At 45.8% G+C, this 21,705-nt stretch carries 18 protein-coding genes; 13 read left to right on the top strand and 5 right to left on the bottom strand.

Annotation, left to right across the window (positions count from 1 at the left end; all coding sequences use genetic code 11):
• Nucleotides 1-165 precede the first annotated feature (165 nt).
• Nucleotides 166-1,308, bottom strand: coding sequence for a virulence factor (locus EC604_RS20145; RefSeq protein ID WP_123065869.1), 1,143 nt, complete (start codon nucleotides 1,306-1,308; stop codon nucleotides 166-168).
• 254 nt (nucleotides 1,309-1,562) lie between these two features.
• Between EC604_RS20145 and EC604_RS20140 the strand changes: the two genes are divergently transcribed.
• The gene (locus tag EC604_RS20140; RefSeq protein WP_123065868.1) at nucleotides 1,563-1,979 is read left to right on the top strand and encodes a hypothetical protein; all 417 of its coding nucleotides are present in this window, start codon (nucleotides 1,563-1,565) and stop codon (nucleotides 1,977-1,979) included.
• Between the two features lie 82 nt (nucleotides 1,980-2,061).
• Here the strand turns inward: EC604_RS20140 and EC604_RS20135 are convergent, their stop codons facing one another.
• A complete protein-coding gene (locus tag EC604_RS20135; RefSeq protein WP_123065867.1) occupies nucleotides 2,062-2,760 on the bottom strand; it encodes a response regulator transcription factor in 699 nt (232 codons plus the stop codon).
• Between the two features lie 339 nt (nucleotides 2,761-3,099).
• On the opposite strand from EC604_RS20135, the gene EC604_RS20130 reads away from it, so the two are divergent.
• From EC604_RS20130 to EC604_RS20105, 6 genes are all read left to right on the top strand, one after another.
• Nucleotides 3,100-5,949, top strand: coding sequence for a PAS domain-containing sensor histidine kinase (locus tag EC604_RS20130; RefSeq protein WP_123065866.1), 2,850 nt, complete (start codon nucleotides 3,100-3,102; stop codon nucleotides 5,947-5,949).
• A gap of 376 nt (nucleotides 5,950-6,325) precedes the next feature.
• Nucleotides 6,326-7,672: a cytochrome ubiquinol oxidase subunit I gene (locus EC604_RS20125; RefSeq protein ID WP_090924468.1), complete on the top strand. Its 1,347-nt coding sequence runs from the start codon at nucleotides 6,326-6,328 to the stop codon at nucleotides 7,670-7,672.
• Complete coding sequence (locus EC604_RS20120) at nucleotides 7,669-8,703, top strand: cytochrome d ubiquinol oxidase subunit II (RefSeq protein WP_123065865.1); 1,035 nt, start codon at nucleotides 7,669-7,671, stop codon at nucleotides 8,701-8,703. The genes EC604_RS20125 and EC604_RS20120 overlap by 4 nt, the downstream gene beginning before the upstream one ends.
• A 7-nt stretch (nucleotides 8,704-8,710) precedes the next feature.
• A complete protein-coding gene (locus tag EC604_RS20115) occupies nucleotides 8,711-8,983 on the top strand; it encodes a hypothetical protein (RefSeq protein WP_123065864.1) in 273 nt (90 codons plus the stop codon).
• A 92-nt stretch (nucleotides 8,984-9,075) separates the two neighbouring features.
• A complete protein-coding gene (locus tag EC604_RS20110; protein ID WP_123065863.1) occupies nucleotides 9,076-10,131 on the top strand; it encodes an MBL fold metallo-hydrolase in 1,056 nt (351 codons plus the stop codon).
• Between the two features lie 258 nt (nucleotides 10,132-10,389).
• Nucleotides 10,390-12,015 (top strand): ABC-F family ATP-binding cassette domain-containing protein, encoded by a 1,626-nt coding sequence (locus tag EC604_RS20105; protein ID WP_123065862.1) that lies wholly within the window; start codon nucleotides 10,390-10,392, stop codon nucleotides 12,013-12,015.
• 110 nt (nucleotides 12,016-12,125) lie between these two features.
• Here the strand turns inward: EC604_RS20105 and EC604_RS20100 are convergent, their stop codons facing one another.
• Nucleotides 12,126-12,314, bottom strand: coding sequence for a hypothetical protein (locus EC604_RS20100; RefSeq protein ID WP_090924473.1), 189 nt, complete (start codon nucleotides 12,312-12,314; stop codon nucleotides 12,126-12,128).
• Between the two features lie 245 nt (nucleotides 12,315-12,559).
• Here EC604_RS20100 and EC604_RS20095 point away from each other — a divergent pair, with 245 nt between their 5' ends.
• Entirely contained in the window at nucleotides 12,560-13,489 is a 930-nt protein-coding gene (locus EC604_RS20095) for a cation diffusion facilitator family transporter (protein ID WP_123065861.1), read from the top strand.
• Between the two features lie 99 nt (nucleotides 13,490-13,588).
• Here EC604_RS20095 and EC604_RS20090 read toward each other — a convergent pair whose 3' ends face one another.
• Both EC604_RS20090 and EC604_RS20085 read right to left on the bottom strand, forming a co-directional pair.
• On the bottom strand, nucleotides 13,589-14,083 hold the full coding sequence (locus EC604_RS20090; protein ID WP_123065860.1) for a hypothetical protein: 495 nt from the start codon (nucleotides 14,081-14,083) through the stop codon (nucleotides 13,589-13,591).
• Between the two features lie 376 nt (nucleotides 14,084-14,459).
• Nucleotides 14,460-14,624 (bottom strand): DUF1328 domain-containing protein, encoded by a 165-nt coding sequence (locus EC604_RS20085; protein ID WP_090924476.1) that lies wholly within the window; start codon nucleotides 14,622-14,624, stop codon nucleotides 14,460-14,462.
• Between the two features lie 221 nt (nucleotides 14,625-14,845).
• On the opposite strand from EC604_RS20085, the gene EC604_RS20080 reads away from it, so the two are divergent.
• The 5 genes from EC604_RS20080 (at nucleotide 14,846) to EC604_RS20060 (ending at nucleotide 21,655) form a co-directional block, all read left to right on the top strand.
• Nucleotides 14,846-15,355 carry a DUF948 domain-containing protein gene (locus EC604_RS20080; RefSeq protein ID WP_123065859.1) on the top strand — a complete coding sequence of 170 codons (510 nt, stop codon included), beginning with the start codon at nucleotides 14,846-14,848 and terminating at the stop codon, nucleotides 15,353-15,355.
• Nucleotides 15,356-15,447: 92 nt separating this feature from the next.
• On the top strand, nucleotides 15,448-15,960 hold the full coding sequence (locus tag EC604_RS20075) for a hypothetical protein (RefSeq protein WP_161556990.1): 513 nt from the start codon (nucleotides 15,448-15,450) through the stop codon (nucleotides 15,958-15,960).
• 93 nt (nucleotides 15,961-16,053) lie between these two features.
• The gene (locus EC604_RS20070; protein ID WP_090924479.1) at nucleotides 16,054-16,398 is read left to right on the top strand and encodes a general stress protein; all 345 of its coding nucleotides are present in this window, start codon (nucleotides 16,054-16,056) and stop codon (nucleotides 16,396-16,398) included.
• Nucleotides 16,399-16,763: 365 nt separating this feature from the next.
• Nucleotides 16,764-17,933 carry a PP2C family protein-serine/threonine phosphatase gene (locus EC604_RS20065; RefSeq protein WP_123065857.1) on the top strand — a complete coding sequence of 390 codons (1,170 nt, stop codon included), beginning with the start codon at nucleotides 16,764-16,766 and terminating at the stop codon, nucleotides 17,931-17,933.
• Nucleotides 17,930-21,655 (top strand): response regulator, encoded by a 3,726-nt coding sequence (locus EC604_RS20060; RefSeq protein ID WP_123065856.1) that lies wholly within the window; start codon nucleotides 17,930-17,932, stop codon nucleotides 21,653-21,655. The genes EC604_RS20065 and EC604_RS20060 overlap by 4 nt, the downstream gene beginning before the upstream one ends.
• Nucleotides 21,656-21,705: the final 50 nt, after the last annotated feature.

The raw sequence follows: 21,705 nt of genomic DNA, 5'->3' as shown, positions 1-21,705 counted from the left end.
TGGATGAGGTGTATCTATTGTTTATGAAATTAGAAATCACGCTTCGAGCAGCGTGTAACCTGTTAATCAAACAGACAACAAGTATACCGCTCATCGTTTTACAGTGCAATAACAAATGTTGGAGTTTGCTCTAATGGCTTGGTAAAGAACATGTAGAAGAACAGATTAATCCTGCTTTTTATTCCGTCCTGCCATCTGCTGCCACACCGTTCCGGCGGCCTGTTCACCAGATTCGATACGTTCTAGCGCCATTTTGGCCTGTAAACTCACTTCAAATTCGGGATCTTCCGCGGCGAGACGTAAAGCCTGCTCCGCTTCTTCAGTTCCGACTTCATACAGAAAACGAGCCGCACGCCAGCGCACCAGTTTGCTCTTGTCCGTTAACGTTTCGATCATGGCCGGTGTGGCAGCAGGGTCACCGATGTCTGACAACGTATCCCCGGCAGTACGCCGTACAGCGGGAGAACTGTCGCGAAGCGCTTCGTACAGAAGTTCCATCGCTTCAGGTGTACGAATATCCCCCAGATAGACAACGGCCAAGCGACGAATTTGCATTTTGCTGTCGCGTAGCGCCTGAGCTACCAGAGGCAGTCTTTCTTCTGTTGGCTCCATGCCATCCAGTGCGGCATAGCGTACATTCCAGTCTTCGCTCCGAAGCGCTTCTTCCAGTTCCGTTCCAACCAGCGCACGCCGATGCTCAACGAATTCTTCCGTATTTGTACCATGCGCAATAGCTTGCTGAATGACCTGCTCCAATCGTTCCGGCGGGTAGGCCGCTTCCAGTTCCTGTTCAACTTCACGTGCAATATCCGGAAGCTCACCATACCGTACGCCGTAATCACTCAGTTTACGTTCTTTAATCAACGTAGCGCTGGCTACTTCTGTAACGGCTTTAACAAAACGGTCTGATAGTGAAATTCGCTCTTCTTTCGTTCCGGCTTTGACTCGAATCTGCATCGGCACTCCGCGGAAAAACTGAACAAAAACTTGTGCCTCCCCAAAGTGTTCACCTGTGGCATCTTCCGACTCGATCCAGTCCAGATTCACACTTTCCTGACCCAGACGGCTCTGTACTTCACCAAGAATAACAGACCAGTCTGCATTGCCTTTACGATCCAGTGCGACGAAGTCGGTGGTGTGGAATACACTTTTCACGCCTGGAATGTGGAGCATCTGGCGAATAAACGCCGGGGCTGAACGTTCGTTGTCGAGTGTATAGGTTCTGCGAATCCCGTCTTCCAGACGTTCGTCGAGATGTAACATCATCGTATTTGGACTTGGTGTTGGTTCAATGGAAACGATATTCATGGGTGAAACCTCCTATAATACCAGATTGATACACAACCTTCCGCAAAATAAATCACACGGATACCTTTATTTTAACGGATATCTCTATTCTACATGAAATCAGGAAAACTGCGAAATTACATGCCGAGAAGAGGTATCTGCGTAGGGATGTGAAGAAGTACGAAGATTGTTAACACTTCTTTCATGTTCGTGCACAAACATTTTTAAATGAAACCTGACACAATATAGGTAAGAAGCTATTGGAGGTCATATCTATGGAGCCTGTTACTGTGCTAACGGATGGAGAGCGTTGTATTAACTTTGAGGAGATCAAACCTTTGTTTGAGGATTGGATTGCTTCTGCGCCATCAGATTCAGTAAAGGAAACAGGAAGAGGGGATTGGGAAAATTCCCGTTTTTGCATTGTAGATTACAGGAACGCTGAACAGGCAGTATCCGCAGCGAAAGCCATTCGTGCTTTTGTACCGGATGTGCCGCTACTGGTCATTACCGATTTTACATCCTTGGTTCGTAAGCGTCATCTGCAACAGATAACAGGTAATGGTGTTATGAAGTTGATGCTCTGGAATGAACAAGACCCCGATCAATTGGTTAGCGGCATTAAGAAGTGGCTGCAAACTTTCGGGTATGAAGCACCAATAACCATGCCTTCCGCTCTACACATCAGGTAAAACGAAAGAAGCATGGTGCGTGAAACCGTTTTTATACAGCTTTGTCATGTTTATGTTTGGTGACGTCTTTATCGAAGACTAACTAGACCATATATTTATAGCCTGTACCCCATACCGTTTTAATATAACGGGGATTTTTGGGGTCGGGCTCTATTTTTTTGCGAAGACTAGAGATATGTACGTCGATGGTTCGATCCAGATAGGCGCGTTCAGAGCCTTTGATGCGGTCCATCAGTTCATTACGGGTAAACACTTTGCCCGGATTGCGATACAATTCCTTCATAATCTCAAATTCAATATGGGTTACATCGATTTCAACACCATCTACAAATAACGTTCTCCTGTATTCATTGACATGAATGTGACCTGTCACTTCAGCTGGCTGATTCTCCTTAACAGGTTTATCCTGATAGGTGATAATCGACCTGCGTAGCAATGCTTTAATTCTGGCGTCCAACTCCTTCAGACTAAACGGCTTACAGAGGAAATCGTCAGCACCATTATGTAAGGCACGAAGTCGATCATTTAACATGGTACTTGCAGATATCATCAGTACAGGAACGGTGGAATTTTGACGAAAAGCATCAACAAGTTCGTTACCGTCAATCTCGGGCAACATCAAGTCCGTCACCACAATATCAGGTTGAAACTGGGGAAATAAATGAAGTGCTTCACGGGGGTGATGAACCCGCTCGGTTATGTATCCTTCCTCCTCAAGAAAAAAAGCGATCATGTCCGCTAAATTCTTTTCATCTTCTATAAGAAGTACTTTGATTGACATAGCTTCACACTCCTGGTGAACAAGGATTTGTTAAGAAAATACAATAAAATGATTAAAAATAACGCAAAAAATTTAATGGTTCTATTCCAGAATATAGAAAGTAGCACCAACTTGCAAAATGACTTTACCTTAATAATGTAGTTTATCATGAGTTTACTTTTTTTGCTGAATCATAAATTTTGCCATACGTACATTGAATGTTAATTAAAGTATAATGGATCAGAGTGGTTTGAGGGGGGAAATGTTCAAAGTTATCGCCAGCTATTAGGGGGAACAGATGTTGTTAGAGAGACCAAAGAGAGCAGGCATACAACGAATCCATGGTGAGGATAGATATATATGTATGGGATAACGGAAGTAAGGAACCTGTTGGAACGGATTCAATTGCACTTGAGAAGACCCTGGATTGGAACAGGTCTCCTAGTGATCTTTGGTTCATTAAGTGCCATTTTTCCGTTTACATTGTTCTATGGTGTGCAATTTGTAGTCATTAGTGCCGCGGCATTGGTTGCCCTTCGCTTGTATGGGGGGATATACGGTTTTGTATCACTTACGTTAATCTATCTATTGAAAAGCCTGATCGTTGGGCTGGATTCCCATAACCTTTATGTCATGGCAGGACATTTTATAGAACTGATCTGGATGCTGGGGTGGCAGAGATACTATAAAAAAGGCAGTCTGATCAAAGCTAACGGGGTGTTCTGGGTTGCGATGTCGCTTCCTGTAATTGGTTACGGATATTACGTATTAGGTCTGAGTGTGGAAGTGACCAAATATGAATATATGTACATGGCTGTCGTGAGCATGGTAAACGCCCTGATTGCAGGCATTGTGGTTGATTTTTGGATCACGCTCGGGGAACATCAGGCGAAACGAGCAGGCACGATTCCCTTATCCAGAATTGCATTTAAATATGTGGTTGCTTTTGTTGTGTTTGTATCTCTTGTTCTGTTGTCCGTGGATAGCCGCAGACAATTGAGCCAGATGAACGAATCCATCTTATGGGATATGAGACATGCGGCGAATGCTGTTGTTCAGGATTTGGATCAGCATTATGTAACACCGAGTAACCTTGCAGAAAATGTAGAGCGTTATCATCATTTGCTGGGGATGAATGTGGTTTTGCTAGATCAGCGCAAAGCGGTCGTTGTTTCTGGACTGCCAGAATATCAGCCGGGGGAGTTCATAAATATGGATCAGTTTCAGGTGATTACATCGGCGAGCGGTCCAATTTTATTAAATTCGGAGAAAGCTCATTACAGTGATATCCTGGATCATTGGAGGCAGGCTTCTTTCATTTATGAGGCTGAGGAAACGGCAGAAACGCCTTACGAGGTTTTGGTTGAAACCAATTCGTCCCAGTATTACACGCAGATTGAAAAGATCTATTTGACGACGTTACAATCTTTATTCGTTATTATCGTTACATCAATGATTGCAGCAGCTCCATTGAGCAGCAAAGTGGTTAGTCCTTTACTTCGCTTGACCCGGCTAACAGGTTCTCTTCCCCGTCTACTGTTTCGAAACGGAGGTATGGATTGGCCTAGCAGTCATGTGACCGAAGTCCAGATCCTCATTGGAAACTTACGCAAGATGGCGGATGTGTTACTCGAACAATTCGAACAGATTCGACTCGATAAGTTAACACTGGAGGACAGGGTCGTTGCCCGCACGAAGGAACTTAAAAATAGTGAAGGAATTAAACGTGCGATCATCGAGTCCTCCATTGATGCGATTATCTCGGTTGATTCCCAAGGGGTGATCATTGAGTTTAACCCTGAGGCCGAAAGGATGTTTGGATTGGGTCGGGAAGAGGTCGTGTTGCAGAAGGAGGCACCTTCTCTTTTTCAGGGGATTGGTTTTCAGGAAATTAAGTTGATGTTAGAACAATATGAGTATGTCGAAGGCAAAAGGTATATAACGGTTGATGAAATATTAGGTGTTCGTAATGACGGCTCCGTATTTCCGATTGAGTATAAAATTGTAGAGATTCAATTGGGGAAAAACGAGACGTTGTACAATCTGTTCATTAAAGATATTACAGAACGTACTCGTGCTGAAGAAGATCGGGTGCGTCATGCCCTTGTGTTGGAGCACCTTAACCTGGAACTGTTCCAAGAGAAGGCAGCGATTCAGGAACAGCGCGATATCAGTGAACAATTTATTGAATCGGTTCGTGAAGGACTTGTCATGTCTGACCGTTCGGGGACGATTACGATTGTGAATCGCCGAATAGAAGAGATGTTTGGACTGGGTAATTTCCTAGGAGAATCGATAACTGACTTGGCTCAAGCCATCGATTCAATGGTGCAGACTGAAAACTTCAATCTGACAGAACAGACAAGAGCATTCCTGGATGGAGAACAAGCATTCATCGAGACCAATTTCTATTTTGACAATGTGGAACAAAGCGTATTTTCATTGTATATGAAACAGATGGACGTGCCGGGGAAAAATCATGGATTCCTGCTCGTATTTCGTGACTTAACGGGTGAAGAGCGGCTCAACCGGATGAAAAACGAGTTGATCAGCGTTGTTTCTCATGAACTTCGGACACCTGTGGCTACCATCATGGGATATGTTGAACTGATGTTAATGTATGACCTTCCGGCATCCCAACGTAAAGAGTTCATGGAGACTATTGCGTCTGAAGGCAAACGTCTGAGCAGCTTGCTGGATGATGTGCTTGATATCCAACGTCTCGATAATGAGGGCATGACGTATCATATGACCTACGTTCCTCTCGTGGACCTTGTTGAAGGTGTAGCAGAGCAGTGGAACATGAAGTCTTCTCAGCGAATCTATGTGCATGTCTTTAATGGTGATCTCTTTGCTTATGCGGATCAGAACCGGATGGTTCAAGTATTGCATAATCTTATAGGCAACGCGGTAAAGTACTCACCAGGAGCAGAACGAATCGATGTAACACTATGGGAAGAAGAGGGAGCCCTATGCATCGATGTACGGGATTATGGCATAGGGATTGCCGAGAGTGAGAAGGATCTGCTGTTTAACAAATTCTATCGTGTAGATAATTCGGATCATCGTCAGATTGGTGGCACGGGCCTCGGTTTGTATATCTCCCGCAAAATTGTGGAGGATCATCAAGGAAGTCTGACCTTCATGTCGGCTCCAGGGAAAGGCAGTACGTTCAAAGTCAGGCTGCCCAAACAGGACGTTGTCCTCTAGTGTGTTTACCGAAAGTTGATATGGAATGGAGAGCTTTTATCTTTTGGCACGTAACCGTGCGGAAAGGTAAAGGCTTTTTTTTATCGTTCTAACTTTGTTTTTTCGTCATCTGGGATAAAAAAACGGGAACTTTTGCACACTGTATATAGAGCCATAATTTGCATTCTGTGCAAAAGGAGGTCACCACGTATATGTTTCGCAAACAAGAGAAAACGCTTATCATCGTTTGTCTGGTGGCGGCTGTAGTTGTACTGTACGCCGTGGTCAAAAGCATCATCCGTATTATGAGTTATTAAAAATCCGTTCAGGCATGTACATAACCCATAACGAAACAACCAAACAACGATAACGATTACGCTGAAAGAGGAGTGTACCCATGTCATCTCTGGACCCTGTACTGCTCAGCCGGATTCTAACCGGTCTGACCCTGTTTGTGCATATTATCTTTGCTTCCATTGGTGTCGGTGTTCCGCTCATGATTGCTTTGGCTGAATGGCGGGGGCTGCGTACCAATGACATACATTACACCTTGCTAGCTCGTCGGTGGGCGAGAGGTTTTGTGATTACGGTGGCTGTGGGTGTAGTCACAGGCACATCGATCGGTTTACAGCTCAGCTTGCTGTGGCCCATGTTCATGCGTGTGGCTGGTCAGGCGATTGCGTTACCTCTTTTTATGGAGACATTTGCCTTTTTTGTGGAAGCCATCTTCCTCGGGATTTACCTCTACACCTGGGACCGTTTCAAAAAGAAATATACGCATATGCTGCTGCTCATTCCGGTGGCTCTTGGCTCATCCGCTTCTGCCATCTTCATCACAACTGTGAACTCGTTCATGAACCAGCCGCAAGGATTCACCTTGATTAACGGCATCATGAAAGACATTGATCCGATTGCCGCGATGCTGAACCCGGCAACACCAACGAAAGTGTCCCACGTGCTCGCTTCGTCCTACACGTTGAGCGCAGGCGTGCTGGCAGGTATTGCGGCGTTCAGTCTGTTGCGTGGACGTGATCATGTGTACTACAAAAAAGCGCTCAAGCTCACAACCGTATCTGCGCTTGTGTTTGCGATCAGCACCGTCATGATCGGTGATTCTTCAGGTAAATTTCTGGCGAAATATCAGCCGGAGAAGCTGGCCGCTGCCGAGTGGCATTTCAAAACGATGAAGGAAGCACCGCTCGTCTATGGCGGTATTCTGGATGAAAACAACGAGGTCAAATATGCCATTGAAATTCCTTATGCGCTAAGCATTTTGGCTGGCAATCGACCAGATACAGAAGTGAAGGGGCTGGAAGAATATCCAGCCGATCTCAGGCCCCCGTTGTCCATCCATTACATGTTCGACCTGAAAGTGACAACAGGAGTCATTATTCTGCTGATACCTGTGCTTTACGTGTTACGCCGCTGGTTGCCAGGACGCAAACCTTATCCCAAATGGCTGCTGCTTGGCATCGTGCTCCTGGGCCCACTGGCGATGATTGCGATTGAACTTGGCTGGATGTTTGCCGAGGTGGGCAGACAGCCCTGGATTTTGCGCGGATATATGAAGGTGTCTGAGGCGGCGACGACCTCGACTTCGGTTGGCTGGATGCTTGTGCTGTTCATCCTGCTGTATCTGGTGCTGTGTTTCTCGTGTATTCGCGTGATCAGCAAGTTGTTCCGTAACAAGGAAGCGGAGAAGGAACTGGATTCGCTTGGTCTGGAAGGAGGCATCGTGCATTGAGCTTTGAAATTGCGGGCATAGCGATTTTGTGGACGTTTCTGTTCGGTTATCTGATCGTAGCGTCGATTGACTTCGGCGCGGGTTTTTTCAGCTTTTACAGCATATTGACCGGACATGAAAACAAAATTCATAACATTATCCAACGTTACCTGTCACCGGTGTGGGAAGTGACCAATGTGTTTCTTATTTTCTTTGTGGTGGGGCTGGTCGGCTTCTACCCGGATAGTGCGTTCTTTTACGGTACGGCTCTGCTTGTTCCGGGTTCGCTGGCGATTGTGCTACTAGCGATTCGGGGGGTGTATTATGCCTACAATACTTATGGCAACCACGGGAAAAATAGCAGAATCTATCTGGCACTTTACGGGGCAACGGGATTGCTGATCCCGGCAGTCTTCTCCACCATTTTAGCGATATCCGAAGGCGGAATTATCGAACAGGTAGGCGAAAAGGTGTTTTTTCGCTGGCGTGAATTTTTGACAAATCCCTATACGTGGTCCGTTGTTTTGCTGGCTTTGGTGAGTGTGCTGTACATCTCCGCGATGTTCCTGTCCTATTACGCGAAGCGGGCCGGGGATGAGCCGGCCTTTGGCGTACTTCGGGAGTATGCGCTGCTGTGGAGCTTGCCCACGATTTTTGCGAGTTTTCTGGCTTTTCTGCAAATTAACAAACAAAATCCGGCTCACTTTGAACGTATGGTGGACATGTCATGGATGTTTATCGCATCCTTTATCTGTTTTGTTATCGCAGTGTCACTTGTGTGGAAGGAGAAATACCTGGGCTGGTGTTTTATCGCGGTTATGCTCCAATTTGCCTTTGCATGGTACGGTTACGGTCGCTCACATCTGCCCTATATTCTGTACCCGTACATCAATATTTACGATAGCTTTACAAACCGAACGATGGGGATTGCGCTGATTACCGCATTCAGTCTTGGGTTGCTGGTGCTCATTCCATCGCTGGTGCTAATTATGAAGCTGTTCCTGTTTGATGCCAATTATGTACGCGGTAACGCCGGGAAAAAGAAAGGATGACTTCGCCATGTTTGCAACGACGATTTCGAATATTCTCTATACGCTGTCTGCTCTGCTGCCCCGGCATCTTTCAGTGTTGAGATCTGCATGGCCCACGGGCATTTATCCGGGATTGCACTTGCATCCGCTTTTGGAAGAAGGGGTGAAAGGCATACCGGGAATCACGGGGCTTAGCTTTTTTGAGACGTTTACGATCATGTATGCTCCGCCTCTGATTATGGTGGTTGCGATCGTTTTTCTCTTTGTATATATGGCGGTGTGTAAAAATCCAAAAGATTGATTGGATTGCCGTTGTACTTATGTCAGGTGGTACGTCCACTCCCGATACGGGTAATCTGATGTTAAGAACTGAGGAAGGGAGGAGGCCCCTTCATGCCCAAAATTCGTTACAACAATATTGACAATGTCAGTACAGACAAAACGCTGAAGGAGTTCAAGCAGTGGAGAGAACAGCGCCGCCGCAAAGTAAAGGACTATTCCTACAAAGTTCCGAAGCATGAGCCAGAGCTCGATTACTTGCATGCTAACCGGGAAGAAACCACGATCACGTGGATCGGACACTCCACCTTTTTCATCCAATATTATGGACTGAACATCGTAACCGACCCGGTGTGGGCGGAAAAAATGGGGTTTCAACGCAGACTTGGTGCCCCCGGCATTCCGATTCAGGATATTCCGCCGCTTGACGTCATCCTTATCTCTCACTCACACTATGATCACTTGCACTTGGCTTCCCTGCGTAAGCTGATTACATCGAAGACATTGCTTATTGTGCCGGATGGCCTGAAACGCAAGATGATCCGTAAGGGATTCCATCGCTGTCAGGAGATGAAATGGTGGGAACATACGGTGCTTGGTGGAGTGAAGATTACGTTTGTGCCTGCTCAGCATTGGACACGTCGAACGTTATTTGATACCAATACGTCTCATTGGGGCGGTTATGTATTGGAGCCAAACCATGTTTTGCATACCACAGAAGAGAGCGCAGCAACAAAAGAAGTGCCAGACCAGTCTGCTTCAGTGAATTCTGAATCGCAGCAAGCTCACGATGACAAACAAGTAGCAGGTTATCCACCTGTTCTATATTTTGTGGGAGATACCGGGTATTTCAAGGAGTTCAAAACGATTGGTGAACGCTTCGATATAGATGTAACGCTGATGCCGATTGGCGCGTATGACCCCGAATGGTTCATGACCTCGCAGCATGTTACCCCAGAGGAGGCTTTACAGGGGTTCGTAGAAACAGGCTCACAGCTTATGGTGCCTATGCATTATGGAACCTTCAAGCTGGCTGACGACACACCCAAGGAAGCACTGGATCGGCTTGAGGCGGAGCGAGAACGGCTCGGTATCGCCAAGGAACGCATTCGGGTGCTGGGGCATGGTGAGACTCTTCGCATCCGGCATGAAGCTGATGAGACCCAGTGAGTAGTAATTAAAAAAGTCCATGAAAAGTACGTTAAGTGGGCTAACAAAAGCCAGCCAGATATGGTAATCTATAAACATACGTGCATGAACAGCATATTTACCAAAACTTTAATCCGTAAAAAGCGGCTGATTTTCGAATTTGCCGCTTTTTTGTGTTATAATATGGTGCCAGAATAGGCATCGGATATTGAATCCATGATTTACGCAGGTTGCTATTCATGCAGTATGCAGATTAACCAATAAAGGATGGTATGCTTAATGATCAGTACAAGCGGCATCACGCTCCGCTACGGAAAACGTGCACTTTTTGAAGATGTGAATATCAAATTCACGCCAGGTAACTGTTACGGCCTGATCGGTGCGAACGGAGCCGGCAAATCAACATTTTTGAAAATTTTGTCCGGCGAGATTGAAGCCAACTCGGGAGAGGTGCACATCACCCCGGGCGAACGTATGGCCGTATTGAAGCAAAACCACTTCGAATATGATGAGTACCCGGTTCTCGAAACCGTCATTATGGGTCACTCCCGTTTGTATTCCATCATGAAAGAGAAGGATGCTTTGTATGCGAAGGCAGATTTCACGGAAGAAGATGGATTACGTGCAGGTGAGCTTGAAGGTGAGTTTGCTGAACTGAACGGCTGGGACGCTGAGCCGGATGCAGCAGCACTCCTGATCGGTCTCGGAATTGATCGCGATATGCACGACAAAAAAATGGTAGAGCTTAGCGGTAACGAAAAAGTCCGCGTATTGCTTGCGCAAGCGTTGTTTGGCCGTCCAAACAACTTATTGCTCGATGAGCCTACCAACCACTTGGACCTCGAATCCATTCAATGGCTCGAGAACTTCCTGATGGATTATGAAGGTACTGTCATCGTAGTATCCCATGACCGTCACTTCCTGAACAAAGTATGTACGCATATTGCAGACATCGACTTTGGTAAAATCCAGCTGTACGTAGGTAACTACGACTTCTGGTACGAGTCCAGCCAATTGGCGCTTGCGTTGCAGCGGGATGCCAACAAGAAAAAAGAAGAGAAGATTAAAGAGCTGCAAGCCTTTATTCAACGTTTCTCCGCGAACGCTTCGAAATCCAAACAGGCGACTTCCCGGAAGAAACAACTCGACAAAATTACGCTGGATGATCTTCGTCCATCCAACCGTAAATATCCGTTCATTAACTTCAAGCCTGAACGTGAAGCGGGTAAACAGCTGCTTACGGTTGACCGTGTAAGTAAAGCTGTTGAAGGCGAAAATATGCTAAACGATATCAGCTTCGTGGTGAACAAGGGAGACAAAATTGCTTTTGTTGGCCCGAACGGTAATGCTAAATCGTTACTGTTTGATGTCGTGATGGGTGAAACGGAAGCAGACAGTGGTGAGTACACTTGGGGTGTAACCACAACTCAAGCGTATTTCCCGAAGGATAACTCGAAATACTTTGACGGTGTAGAGATGAGCCTTGTGGATTGGCTTCGTCAGTACTCCAAAGATCAGGATGAAACGTATCTGCGTGGCTTCCTGGGCCGTATGTTGTTCTCCGGGGAAGAAGCTTTGAAAAAAGCGAGTGTATTGTCCGGAGGAGAGAAAGTACGCTGTATGCTCGCGAAAATGATGCAGACTGGCGCGAACGTTCTCATTCTGGATGAGCCAACGAACCACTTGGATCTCGAATCCATTACGGCGCTGAATAACGGCTTGATCGATTTTGATGGCACGATGCTGTTCACTTCCCATGACCATCAGTTCATCCAGACGATTGCAAACCGTATCATCGAAATTACGCCTACGGGTCTCATCGATCGTCAGATGAGCTATGATGAATATCTGGAAAGCGAAGAAGTGAAAGAGCTGCGGAACAAGATGTATCCTGTTGAAGCTTAATCTCGTTTTCGAATAAGAACACACAAAAAAACCGCTAGGTCCTCCATGAGGGCCTGCGGTTTTTTGTGTGTTGTTATACTGCGGCTGAATGGCTCCAGTAAACCTTAAACCTAAGATCCGCCTGTACGACGACGCTGGTTGTTCGGCTTTTTGTTGTTCTGGCTCTTCATGGCTTTAGGGCCGCCCTCAAAGTAAGCACCGGATTGGTTGCCGGAGTTTTGTTGCTCTTTCTTTTGTGCCAGCTTTTGACGGATCGCGTCTTGCAAGCTAACCTTTTTCGGTTCATTATTTTCGCTCATAATATATCCCTCCCGGTCTTACAGTAAGCCGTCCAATTTGGACGGGATGTACTCATTTTATACGTTTTATAAAGGCGTCACAAGGGCAACCTGATAAAATGCCGCTTTCCACCAGTTTTACCTGAACCAACATTGTTTCTTTATCACTAAAGCCATGCCTCTTGGAAACTTTGTTTCGGCTTGCCTACAGCCCTGCTACCCGGCAACACTGTTTCTATAGACCCACACGGCTTGCATTTGGTACTATGGAAAAACTAGTTATTGGAATCGTGAAAAGGAGTGTCGTCCCCTTGAACGCTTATGAAGAAATACGTAAAGGAGAGCGGGGAGCCTGGATCAGCATTGCGGCGTACCTCGTTTTGTCTGCATTTAAGCTGATCTGCGGATATTTGTTTGCTTCCAGCGCTCTGGTTGCGGATGGTATCAATAATGCTACGGACATTGTGGCGTCTGTCGCAGTATTAGTCGGCCTGCGCATCTCGCAAAAACCGCCGGATTCGGATCACGCCTATGGTCATTTTCGGGCCGAAACGATCGCGGCATTACTTGCCTCATTTATTATGGCGGTTGTAGGACTTCAGGTATTGGTTGAGGCAGTCCGATCCTGGTATGCAGGTGATTACACTGCTCCGAACCTCTGGGCGGCCGGCGTAGCTTTGATCTGTGCTGTGGTTATGCTGGGGGTGTACCGCTACAACTCGCGTCTAGCCCAAAAAATCAATAGCCAGGCATTGCTCGCGGCGGCTAAAGATAACCGTTCTGATGCCTGGGTGAGTATCGGTGCTGCCATTGGCATCGTTGGTTCACAATTCGGACTCCCTTGGCTGGATAAAGTAGCTGCCATCCTTGTAGGTCTGCTGATTTGTAAGACAGCCTGGGAAATTTTCCGCGATTCGACGCATCTGCTTACCGATGGCTTTGATCAAAAGCAATTAACGGATCTGAGATCAGCCGTTGCCCGGGTTCCTGGTGTAGAAACGATAAAAGATGTGAAGGCACGAGTACATGGCAGCCATGTTCTGGTGGATGTGGTCATCGAAGTGGACGGGGGATTAACGCTGGTGGAAGGACATGAAATCTGTAATCAGGTAGAGGAACGACTGAAACGTTCGCATAATATTATGCATGTTCATGTACATGTCGAGCCACGATCTGGAGAAGCTCACCGGTCATAATTCAATTGAAGGTCTTCACAAAATAGATACATCAAAAAGAGGACAGACGCGATGTCGCGTACTGTCCTCTTTACTTATGTTAGAAACGATTATACGATGTTATTGAATTGCAACGTGAATCCAGGCTTTACCTTTCCAAGTGTAAACTTGAACCCATTCGCCGCCGTCGAATCCGTCAACAATTTCACCTGTTGTATCAACGACTTGCGCACTCAGAGCACCGATCGGTTTACCGTTTGGCGCATCATAGAACCATGTGCGTTCCAGCAAGTTGAGCAGCATGGTTGGCATTACAACTTCGTCACCCGGTTTTACAAGCGGCTCTTCGAACATTAAGTCAGACCCAGGAACAGGATTATTACCATTTACACTGTAAGTACTACCTGTTACGGTTTCTACCTTGCCTTCAACAGTCTGAACAGCAGGTTTGTTTACTTCTACAGCCGGTTTTGTTGTTGCCGGTGTAGTCGTAGTCGCTTCAGTACCGGAAGTTGTTGGTGTTACCGTGCCGGTAACCGCTTCCTCCGCACCTGCAGCGGCAGCCATGGAACCCATCAATGTTAAAGCAGCGGCAAAACTTACGATTTTTTTCATTTGTTTTTCCTCCTCGGTTAAATATGTAGTTTTGGTGTCCTGTGTTAAAAGTAACCAAGCAAGCTCACCTATGAATCACAAATTATAACAATTTTTTCTTGGTTCCTCCAGAGTCAACTGGCGCATATGTGGGTATATAGAAAGCCTGTAAAAATCAGACTTACGAGGCATAAAATCGGGCTGACTATATCATTAAAGTCCTGTTTTTTAAGAACTCTTCGGCGGTTTATCTTGGAATAAAGCAGGAGGGAGTGTAATACATAAATATAGAAAAATAGGTAGGTGTACCTGTATTGGAACGCAACAAAAGCCGACATGCCTAGAGGCATCATCGGCTTTCGTATGTAGTGCAATCATCAGATTCAGACATCCGCATTCATCGCATTCGGCTTCGTCCCGTAATAAGGGAAATGACAAAGAGTACAACAAAGATGAAGAACAATACTTTTGCAATTGAAGCAGCTGCTTCAACAATTCCGAAGAATCCAAAGATTCCGGCGACAAGCGCGATAATCAGAAAAATGACTGACCATTTTAACATGAGAATTCATCCTTTCGTATTTAGGGATACGGCGTGAACGATGTGTCTCACTGCCCTGTGTAGTCTAACCTTAACCGAGGTCAAATGACTTGAAACATGGTGTTTTTTTCTTCTTCTATACGTCGCTGGAGGACCATTTTTATTTTGTTTCGCCCGGGAAAGCGACGGGTAACTATAGCAATAACAAAACCGAACGCAACCATGGAAAGAGAGGTTCTTTTATGATCTATCAACTGAGCGTGGCCCTAATTGCAGTGGCATTTGCTGTACTGGTTTTCTTTTTGATTCGCACATTAAAATCTGCCCAGAGCTCACTGGACAATGTTTCTCAGACACTGCAGGAAGTGCAAAAAACGATTGATGAACTCAGTTATGAAGTAAAACAGACGGTACGACATGCCAATGACATTACGGCTGATGTACAGCACAAAATGAAGAAGATTGACCCGGTAATGGAATCCGTTGAGAATCTGGGAGAAGTTCTGAGTGAAGTAACGGCAGCAGCCAAGCAGGTGTCAACCACACTGATGACCCGATTTCAGACGAGACCAACCAAAGCAAAAGCAGGCAAACCGTCTGAATCCAATCAGGTAACTGCTCCGCCTGCGACGCCTGCGGAGCGCACCGTGCAATCCTATGAAGCTACATATCAGGATAAAACAAAGGGCGGGAAGAACTGGATGAATTATATTGATCTTGCCGCTAATGTGTGGCAACGGATGCGTAAATAACATGACTGCTTTCTGAAAATGGGTGAAGCCTTCAGGGCGGTGATGAACTTGATGAAAGGGTGAGAATCATGATGAAACTACTGCTAGTAACCATGTTTAGCGTAATTTCTCCCTTTTCCGTTCAACCGGCAGCAACACCAGCTGCTCACGACATGCAGTGGACGGTAATGGAGGAGCAGCAGCCAGAGATGACTCTGGCTGCGGATCGTTCCGAGACGTTCGAGCAGTTTCGGACTCTGAATGGCGTTTCACTAGAGGATGGAAAGCATGAATTATTTGCCGAGTTAGGTCAGCCAGTTGCCATCGAAGAAGATCCTTATATGGGATGCCCGGAATATCATTTTCGTCATGTGAATGTGGGGATTTGTGAAGATACAGACATGATTCAGTTCATCCATGTCGATGGTTCGCATGATGACTTGAACTTGAATGGAAATTCTATCCCAATGCAGATTGATGCAATTCATCAAGTCTTGGGCGAGCCTTATACTGTTGCTGAGGATGGCGAGGTGTTTCTTCGGGGCCATTACGCAATCAAAGTGTATATGAAACCGGGTTCTGACCAGATTGAAGGTGTTGACTTTTTCGACGATACGGTTTTCTGAGATTCTAATCCAACCTACGTTTCAACGTAAAATAGTATGGTTATATACTATAAGAGCTCGATAAAGAAGATTAATCAGAGGAGAGTGGAAACGATGAATTCAACCAATGCACAGGCGTATGCCAAAGTGGTAGAAAACGGAGTTCAAGCAGTAGAAGCGGTGAAAGAGTTGCAGACTACTGGATACTTAGCTGATCATATCTTCGTTCTTGCCCATGAGAAGGATCGTACAGATCGTATTGCTGATACCGCAGATGCTAACGAGATTGGCATCAAGGAGGAAGGTTTATTTGATTCCATGGCGAATCTGTTCCGTTCACGCGGTGACGAACTTCGGGCCAAAATCGTATCGATGGGCTTTACCGAAGCCGAGGCTGATTTCTATGAAAGTGAATTGGATAAAGGCAAGGTACTGATCATTGCCAAAAAGAAAGACTAATATGTACATCCTGAACGCAGGAGTGTTATATCGAGATAAGGCCCTGCGATGAACCGGGACAGGCTTAATCAAAAACATAGATAAGGAATGGGGTTAACCCCATTCCTTATCTATGTTTTTGCAAGTTCTGCCCCCGTCATGGGCAAAAGCTCCCGGTATAAACCGTTGCAAAAACCATAAAATCAAGGGAAAGCTACCTCTAATGGTTTGATTTGCTGATAGTCATTTTCTGGATTTATCATTATAGTTAGACTAGGAATTGTTATGTCTACTGCCCGCTCTGGATGCAAATTTTGTATAAATAAGGTTGTTCGTTGAATAGATAACTATCGACAAACCCGGACGCCAAAGATAAGGAGATAGAAATGAGAATACTTATTGTTGACGACAATCCGACGAATGTCATTATCATTCGAGAAATTTTGAAAAAAGAAAATTACCGCGATATTGTGACAGCAAGCTCAGCTATGGAGATGTTCGAAGTATTGGGAATTGGTGAAGATAACAGCGAACTGCGTCCCAAGCCGTCGGATATTGACCTGATCTTGCTAGATATGATGATGCCTGAAATGGATGGCATCGAAGCTTGCAGTATTGTACAGAAATACGAAAATCTGAAAGATATCCCGATTATTATGGTAACTGCGATTGGTGATTCCAAGAAGCTGGCAGAGGCACTCGATGCAGGTGCATCGGACTATGTAACGAAGCCGATCAATAAAGTGGAATTGATGGCCCGAATTCGGCTGGCGCTACGTCTGAAACAGGAGAAAGACTGGCACAAGGAGCGTGACCAGCGAATTCAGGATGAGCTTAAACTGGCAGCGATGGTGCAAAGTGCTGTGCTGAGTCATGCCATCGAAGATCCGTTGTTCCAGGTGCACGCTATCTATAAACCATCTTTCGAGCTCGCAGGTGATCTTTACTCCTGGTTCCCGCTTGGAGAGGGACGTTACGGGGTTCTGCTTCTGGATATGATGGGGCATGGCATATCTTCATCGCTGTTTACAATGTTTATCGCGTCTGTGCTTAAGGATACGGTGACGACATATGTAGACCCAGAGAAGGTTATCCAGGAGTTAAATCGACGCTTTAACCAGTTGAATCTGGGAAAACAACTGGTGCAGTACTACTTTACAGCAATCTATTTAGTCGTAGACACGCGTATGAAACGGATTGATTATGTAAATGCCGGGCATCCTCCAGCTCTATTTTTCCGTAATGACGGCAGTGTAACTTCGTTTGACAGCGTATGCTGCCCAGTCGGATTATTCGACAAAATGGATATTGAACCGCAGACCATTCATTACGAAGGCGATGGACATATTGCGATGTATACGGATGGCTTGCTTGAAGCCGTTCAGGGGGATCAGGAGCAACAGTTGGAATTCCTGAAAGAGCAATTAAAAGGCTCCCATGCATGGAATGAAGAGGCAATGCAGGCGTTATTCTTCAATGATGAATTGAATCCGGAACGGGACGATGACAAGTGTCTCGTGTGGATTACGCTAGATAAAGGGGCGGTAACGGAATGAAAATCAGAAATAAACTGCTGATTGGTTTTACCGCCTTGATGGCCATTATGATTGCCCTTACTTTTGTAAGCTATGAGCGGCTTAACAGCAGTAATAAACAGATCGATCAGATGTATCAGGAACGTTATCTTAAGGTGCGATTTACTTCCGCGGCGCGTGGAGAAGTCAATGATATTGCTAAAGTGGTAGCTAACTTGTTGTTAAACCCGAGCAATTCGGTCAGCGCGACAGAATCAAATCTGAAGGAAATGAAGGAAAAAGGTGTCCGTTATCTGGAACAGGTAAGGGATCGCGCAGATACAGCCACGGAGCATCAACTTGTGGATCGTGTGAATAATGCTTGGGATGCTTATACGAATTATGCGACAAGAGTCATCAATCTGATGTCCCAGAGCCGGGTGGAGGATGCTAACAACTATCGCAACTCTACTGGACTTGCCGTTCAGAAGGAGGCGGTGGATAGTCTGAATGCCCTGTCTCGTTATCAGGATCAGGAGATTGACGCCGAGATCAAAGATGCCAACGCTGCATATACCAGAGCGGTTCAGATAACGATTAGCATTATGGTCGCGGGATTACTGCTTGCCTTGGGAGTCATCCTGTGGGTGCTTCCTAGTATTACGCGTGGGCTGAATACAGTGTCAATGATGATTACGAGTTTTGGCAAAGGTCGATATAAAACCATCCGCCGGATTCAAATCAAGTCCACCGATGAGATCGGTCAAATTGCCAATGTGTTCAAAGAAGTCTCTAACGACCTGGAAGAGAAGCTGGAGATCGAGAAAGCCTATGTGCAGGCTCAGCAGGATCAAAACTGGATGAGTTCCAACATTGCGAGAGTGCCTGAACTTCTGCGGGGCATCGGCTCCATTCGTCAAATTTCCCAGATGTTTATCAGTGAATTTACACCTGTGCTTGGTGCACAGCTGGGTGTGGTGTATTTGATTGACGAAGAGAAGCATCCGGATGAACTGAGACGTTATGGTTCATATGCTTTTGAAGAGAATGGGGAGCTTGGTAAAGAAATGTATCGGATCGGGGAAGGCATGATTGGTCAAGCTGCACTGGATATGAGCCCAATTGTGCTGGATCATACACCTGACCAATATGTGAGCATCGGTTCTGCTTCTGGATCGGCACGGGCTGCAGGAATTATGATCTATCCGGTTGTGTTCGAAGACGAATTGATCGGTGTGGTGGAGCTGGCTTCCTTCGAAGGTTTTAATGAGATGCACAAGCAGTTGTTTGGTCAGTTGATTATGAATTTGGGCGTCATTCTCAATAATGTTCGGCGACGTCTTCGTGTGGAAGAATTGCTGCGGGAGTCCCAGGCGCTTACGGAAGAGTTACAGGTGCAATCCGAGGAACTGCAGACACAACAGGAGGAATTGCGCCGTTCCAATGAAAATTTGGAAGAACAGACGGATGCGCTTAAACGTTCGGAGGAACTGTTGCAACGTCAGCAGGAGGAATTGGAACATTTCAATACCGAACTGATTGCGAAAACGCGTGCGCTTGAAGAGCAGGTACGTGAAGTGGAAGAGAAAAATGATGAAATTGAGAAAACGAAGACACAATTGGAACAACAGGCGATGCAATTGTCGATGACCAGTAAGTACAAGTCAGAATTTTTGGCGAATATGTCGCATGAACTTCGTACTCCATTGAACAGTCTGCTCATATTGTCTCAGTTATTGTCGGAGAACAAGGATGGCAATCTCAGCAGCAAACAGCAGGAATATGCACAAACCATTTATATGTCAGGTGCAGATTTGCTGAAGATGATTGATGAGATTCTTGATCTGTCGAAAGTAGATGCAGGCAAGATGGATATCAACTACGAAACCGTCCGATTGGATGAGTTAACCAGCTTTGTCACCCAGAACTTTGGCCCGATGGCCAACAAGAAGGAACTGGATCTGAATATTGATTTTGATCGCTCACTTCCGGAATGGATTTATACAGACAGTCATCGGGTGAAACAAATTTTAAGAAACCTGTTGTCCAACGCATTCAAGTTTACAAACCGTGGCTCGGTGAGTCTGATTGCCAAGCGTATGAAGCCAGAGGAATTGCCGGGATATCTGAATACGAACCAGGAATACCTTGGATTCAGCATCAAAGATACCGGCATTGGCATTCCACCTGACAAGACGGATCTTATCTTCGAAGCGTTCCAACAGGTAGACGGTACGACAAGTCGTAAATATGGCGGTACGGGTCTTGGTTTATCGATTAGCCGAGAATTGGCACGTCTGCTTGGTGGCGCAATACAGGTGAAATCCTCAGAAGGAGTGGGAAGCACCTTTACCCTGTTCCTGCCGGATAATCATGAAGAGGCCGAATTGGCAGAGGAAAAAGCAACACAAGAAGCAGCGGTATCTTCAGAACAACAACAAGCGCTGGTGCACGACATTAAACCTGTCCGTACTCCGCAACAATCCATTCTTGCGTCTGACCCGGAAGGAAGTCGTGTGGCTGAATTATCGCCTGCCCGCAGTGCAGAGCTGACACGTATAGAAGACGATGTTAACACCATCACAGAAGGTGACAAAACGTTGTTGATCATCGAAGATGATGTGAAGTTTGCCCATATTCTGATGGATATGGCGAGAGGCCGGGGCTTCAAGGCATTGGTTGCCCTTCAGGGAGATACTGGACTGGAGATGGCTCGTGAATACTTGCCTGATGCGATCATCCTGGATATTCAGCTGCCTGTAATGGATGGTTGGACGATCTTGGGTGAGCTGAAGAGCAGCTCCGTAACACGTCACATCCCGGTGCATGTTATTACGGTTGTCGATGATATGAAACAAGGGTTGATGATGGGGGCCATCGCGTATCTTAAAAAACCATCCAGCAAAGATTCGCTAGATAAAGCATTCTCCCATATCGAATCCTATATGGAAAATCAATTAAAACGATTGCTCATCGTTGAAGATGATGAGACTCAGCGCAAAGCAATCATTGAATTGATCGGTCATGATGATGTTGCTATCACCGCTGTTTCTACAGGGCAAGAGGCTCTGAATGAATTGCACAGCCAGCGTTACGATTGTATGGTACTGGATCTGATGCTGACGGATATGACAGGTTTCGAACTGCTTGATCAGATTCGGGATGATGAATATCTGAATGATCTGCCAATCATCATTTATACCGGAAAAGAGCTGGATTCCAAGGAAGAGCTGAAACTTCGTAAATATGCGGAATCGATCATTATCAAAGACGTGAAGTCACCGGAGCGATTATTGGACGAAACGACTTTGTTCCTGCATCGGGTAGAAGCCAATCTGCCAGAGGACAAACGCCGTATTTTGCAGAAGCTTCATAATAAAGAGACCTTGTTCGAAGGTAAAAAAATATTGCTTGTCGATGATGATATCCGGAATGTGTTTGCATTATCCAGTGTGCTTGAAGGGTACCGCATGGATGTTACATTTGCTGAGAACGGTCGTGAGGCGCTGGAGGCACTCGAGAAAAATCCGGAGTTTGATCTGGTGCTGATGGATATGATGATGCCAGAGATGGACGGATACGAAGCGATGACACGGATCAGACAGAACCCGAAATTTGATAAATTGCCGATTATTGCGCTCACAGCCAAGGCGATGAAGGAGGATCGTGGGAAATGTATCGAAGCTGGAGCATCCGATTATGTGAAAAAACCGATTCAAACCGATCAATTGTTATCATTAATGCGGGTATGGCTGTATTCGTAAGCGTATGGTTTGGGTAATGAAGGACAATAACGCATACGCAAGTAACCAAA

The sequence above is a fragment of the Paenibacillus amylolyticus genome, assembly GCF_003719335.1.
GTDB classification, from domain to species: domain Bacteria; phylum Bacillota; class Bacilli; order Paenibacillales; family Paenibacillaceae; genus Paenibacillus; species Paenibacillus amylolyticus_D.
Note: the sequence above shows the minus strand (reverse complement) of the source record. Positions and strands in the feature narration are given on the sequence as shown.

Bases quoted from the DNA above. Each gene is read 5' to 3' on its own strand.
- EC604_RS20145 (WP_123065869.1), bottom strand. From the start codon at position 1,308: ATGAATATCGTTTCCATTGAACCAACACCAAGTCCAAATACGATGATG.
- EC604_RS20140 (WP_123065868.1), top strand. From the start codon at position 1,563: ATGGAGCCTGTTACTGTGCTAACGGATGGAGAGCGTTGTATTAACTTT.
- EC604_RS20135 (WP_123065867.1), bottom strand. From the start codon at position 2,760: ATGTCAATCAAAGTACTTCTTATAGAAGATGAAAAGAATTTAGCGGAC.
- EC604_RS20130 (WP_123065866.1), top strand. From the start codon at position 3,100: ATGTATGGGATAACGGAAGTAAGGAACCTGTTGGAACGGATTCAATTG.
- EC604_RS20125 (WP_090924468.1), top strand. From the start codon at position 6,326: ATGTCATCTCTGGACCCTGTACTGCTCAGCCGGATTCTAACCGGTCTG.
- EC604_RS20115 (WP_123065864.1), top strand. From the start codon at position 8,711: ATGTTTGCAACGACGATTTCGAATATTCTCTATACGCTGTCTGCTCTG.
- EC604_RS20110 (WP_123065863.1), top strand. From the start codon at position 9,076: ATGCCCAAAATTCGTTACAACAATATTGACAATGTCAGTACAGACAAA.
- EC604_RS20105 (WP_123065862.1), top strand. From the start codon at position 10,390: ATGATCAGTACAAGCGGCATCACGCTCCGCTACGGAAAACGTGCACTT.
- EC604_RS20100 (WP_090924473.1), bottom strand. From the start codon at position 12,314: ATGAGCGAAAATAATGAACCGAAAAAGGTTAGCTTGCAAGACGCGATC.
- EC604_RS20095 (WP_123065861.1), top strand. From the start codon at position 12,560: ATGGAAAAACTAGTTATTGGAATCGTGAAAAGGAGTGTCGTCCCCTTG.
- EC604_RS20090 (WP_123065860.1), bottom strand. From the start codon at position 14,083: ATGAAAAAAATCGTAAGTTTTGCCGCTGCTTTAACATTGATGGGTTCC.
- EC604_RS20085 (WP_090924476.1), bottom strand. From the start codon at position 14,624: ATGTTAAAATGGTCAGTCATTTTTCTGATTATCGCGCTTGTCGCCGGA.
- EC604_RS20080 (WP_123065859.1), top strand. From the start codon at position 14,846: ATGATCTATCAACTGAGCGTGGCCCTAATTGCAGTGGCATTTGCTGTA.
- EC604_RS20075 (WP_161556990.1), top strand. From the start codon at position 15,448: ATGTTTAGCGTAATTTCTCCCTTTTCCGTTCAACCGGCAGCAACACCA.
- EC604_RS20070 (WP_090924479.1), top strand. From the start codon at position 16,054: ATGAATTCAACCAATGCACAGGCGTATGCCAAAGTGGTAGAAAACGGA.
- EC604_RS20065 (WP_123065857.1), top strand. From the start codon at position 16,764: ATGAGAATACTTATTGTTGACGACAATCCGACGAATGTCATTATCATT.
- EC604_RS20060 (WP_123065856.1), top strand. From the start codon at position 17,930: ATGAAAATCAGAAATAAACTGCTGATTGGTTTTACCGCCTTGATGGCC.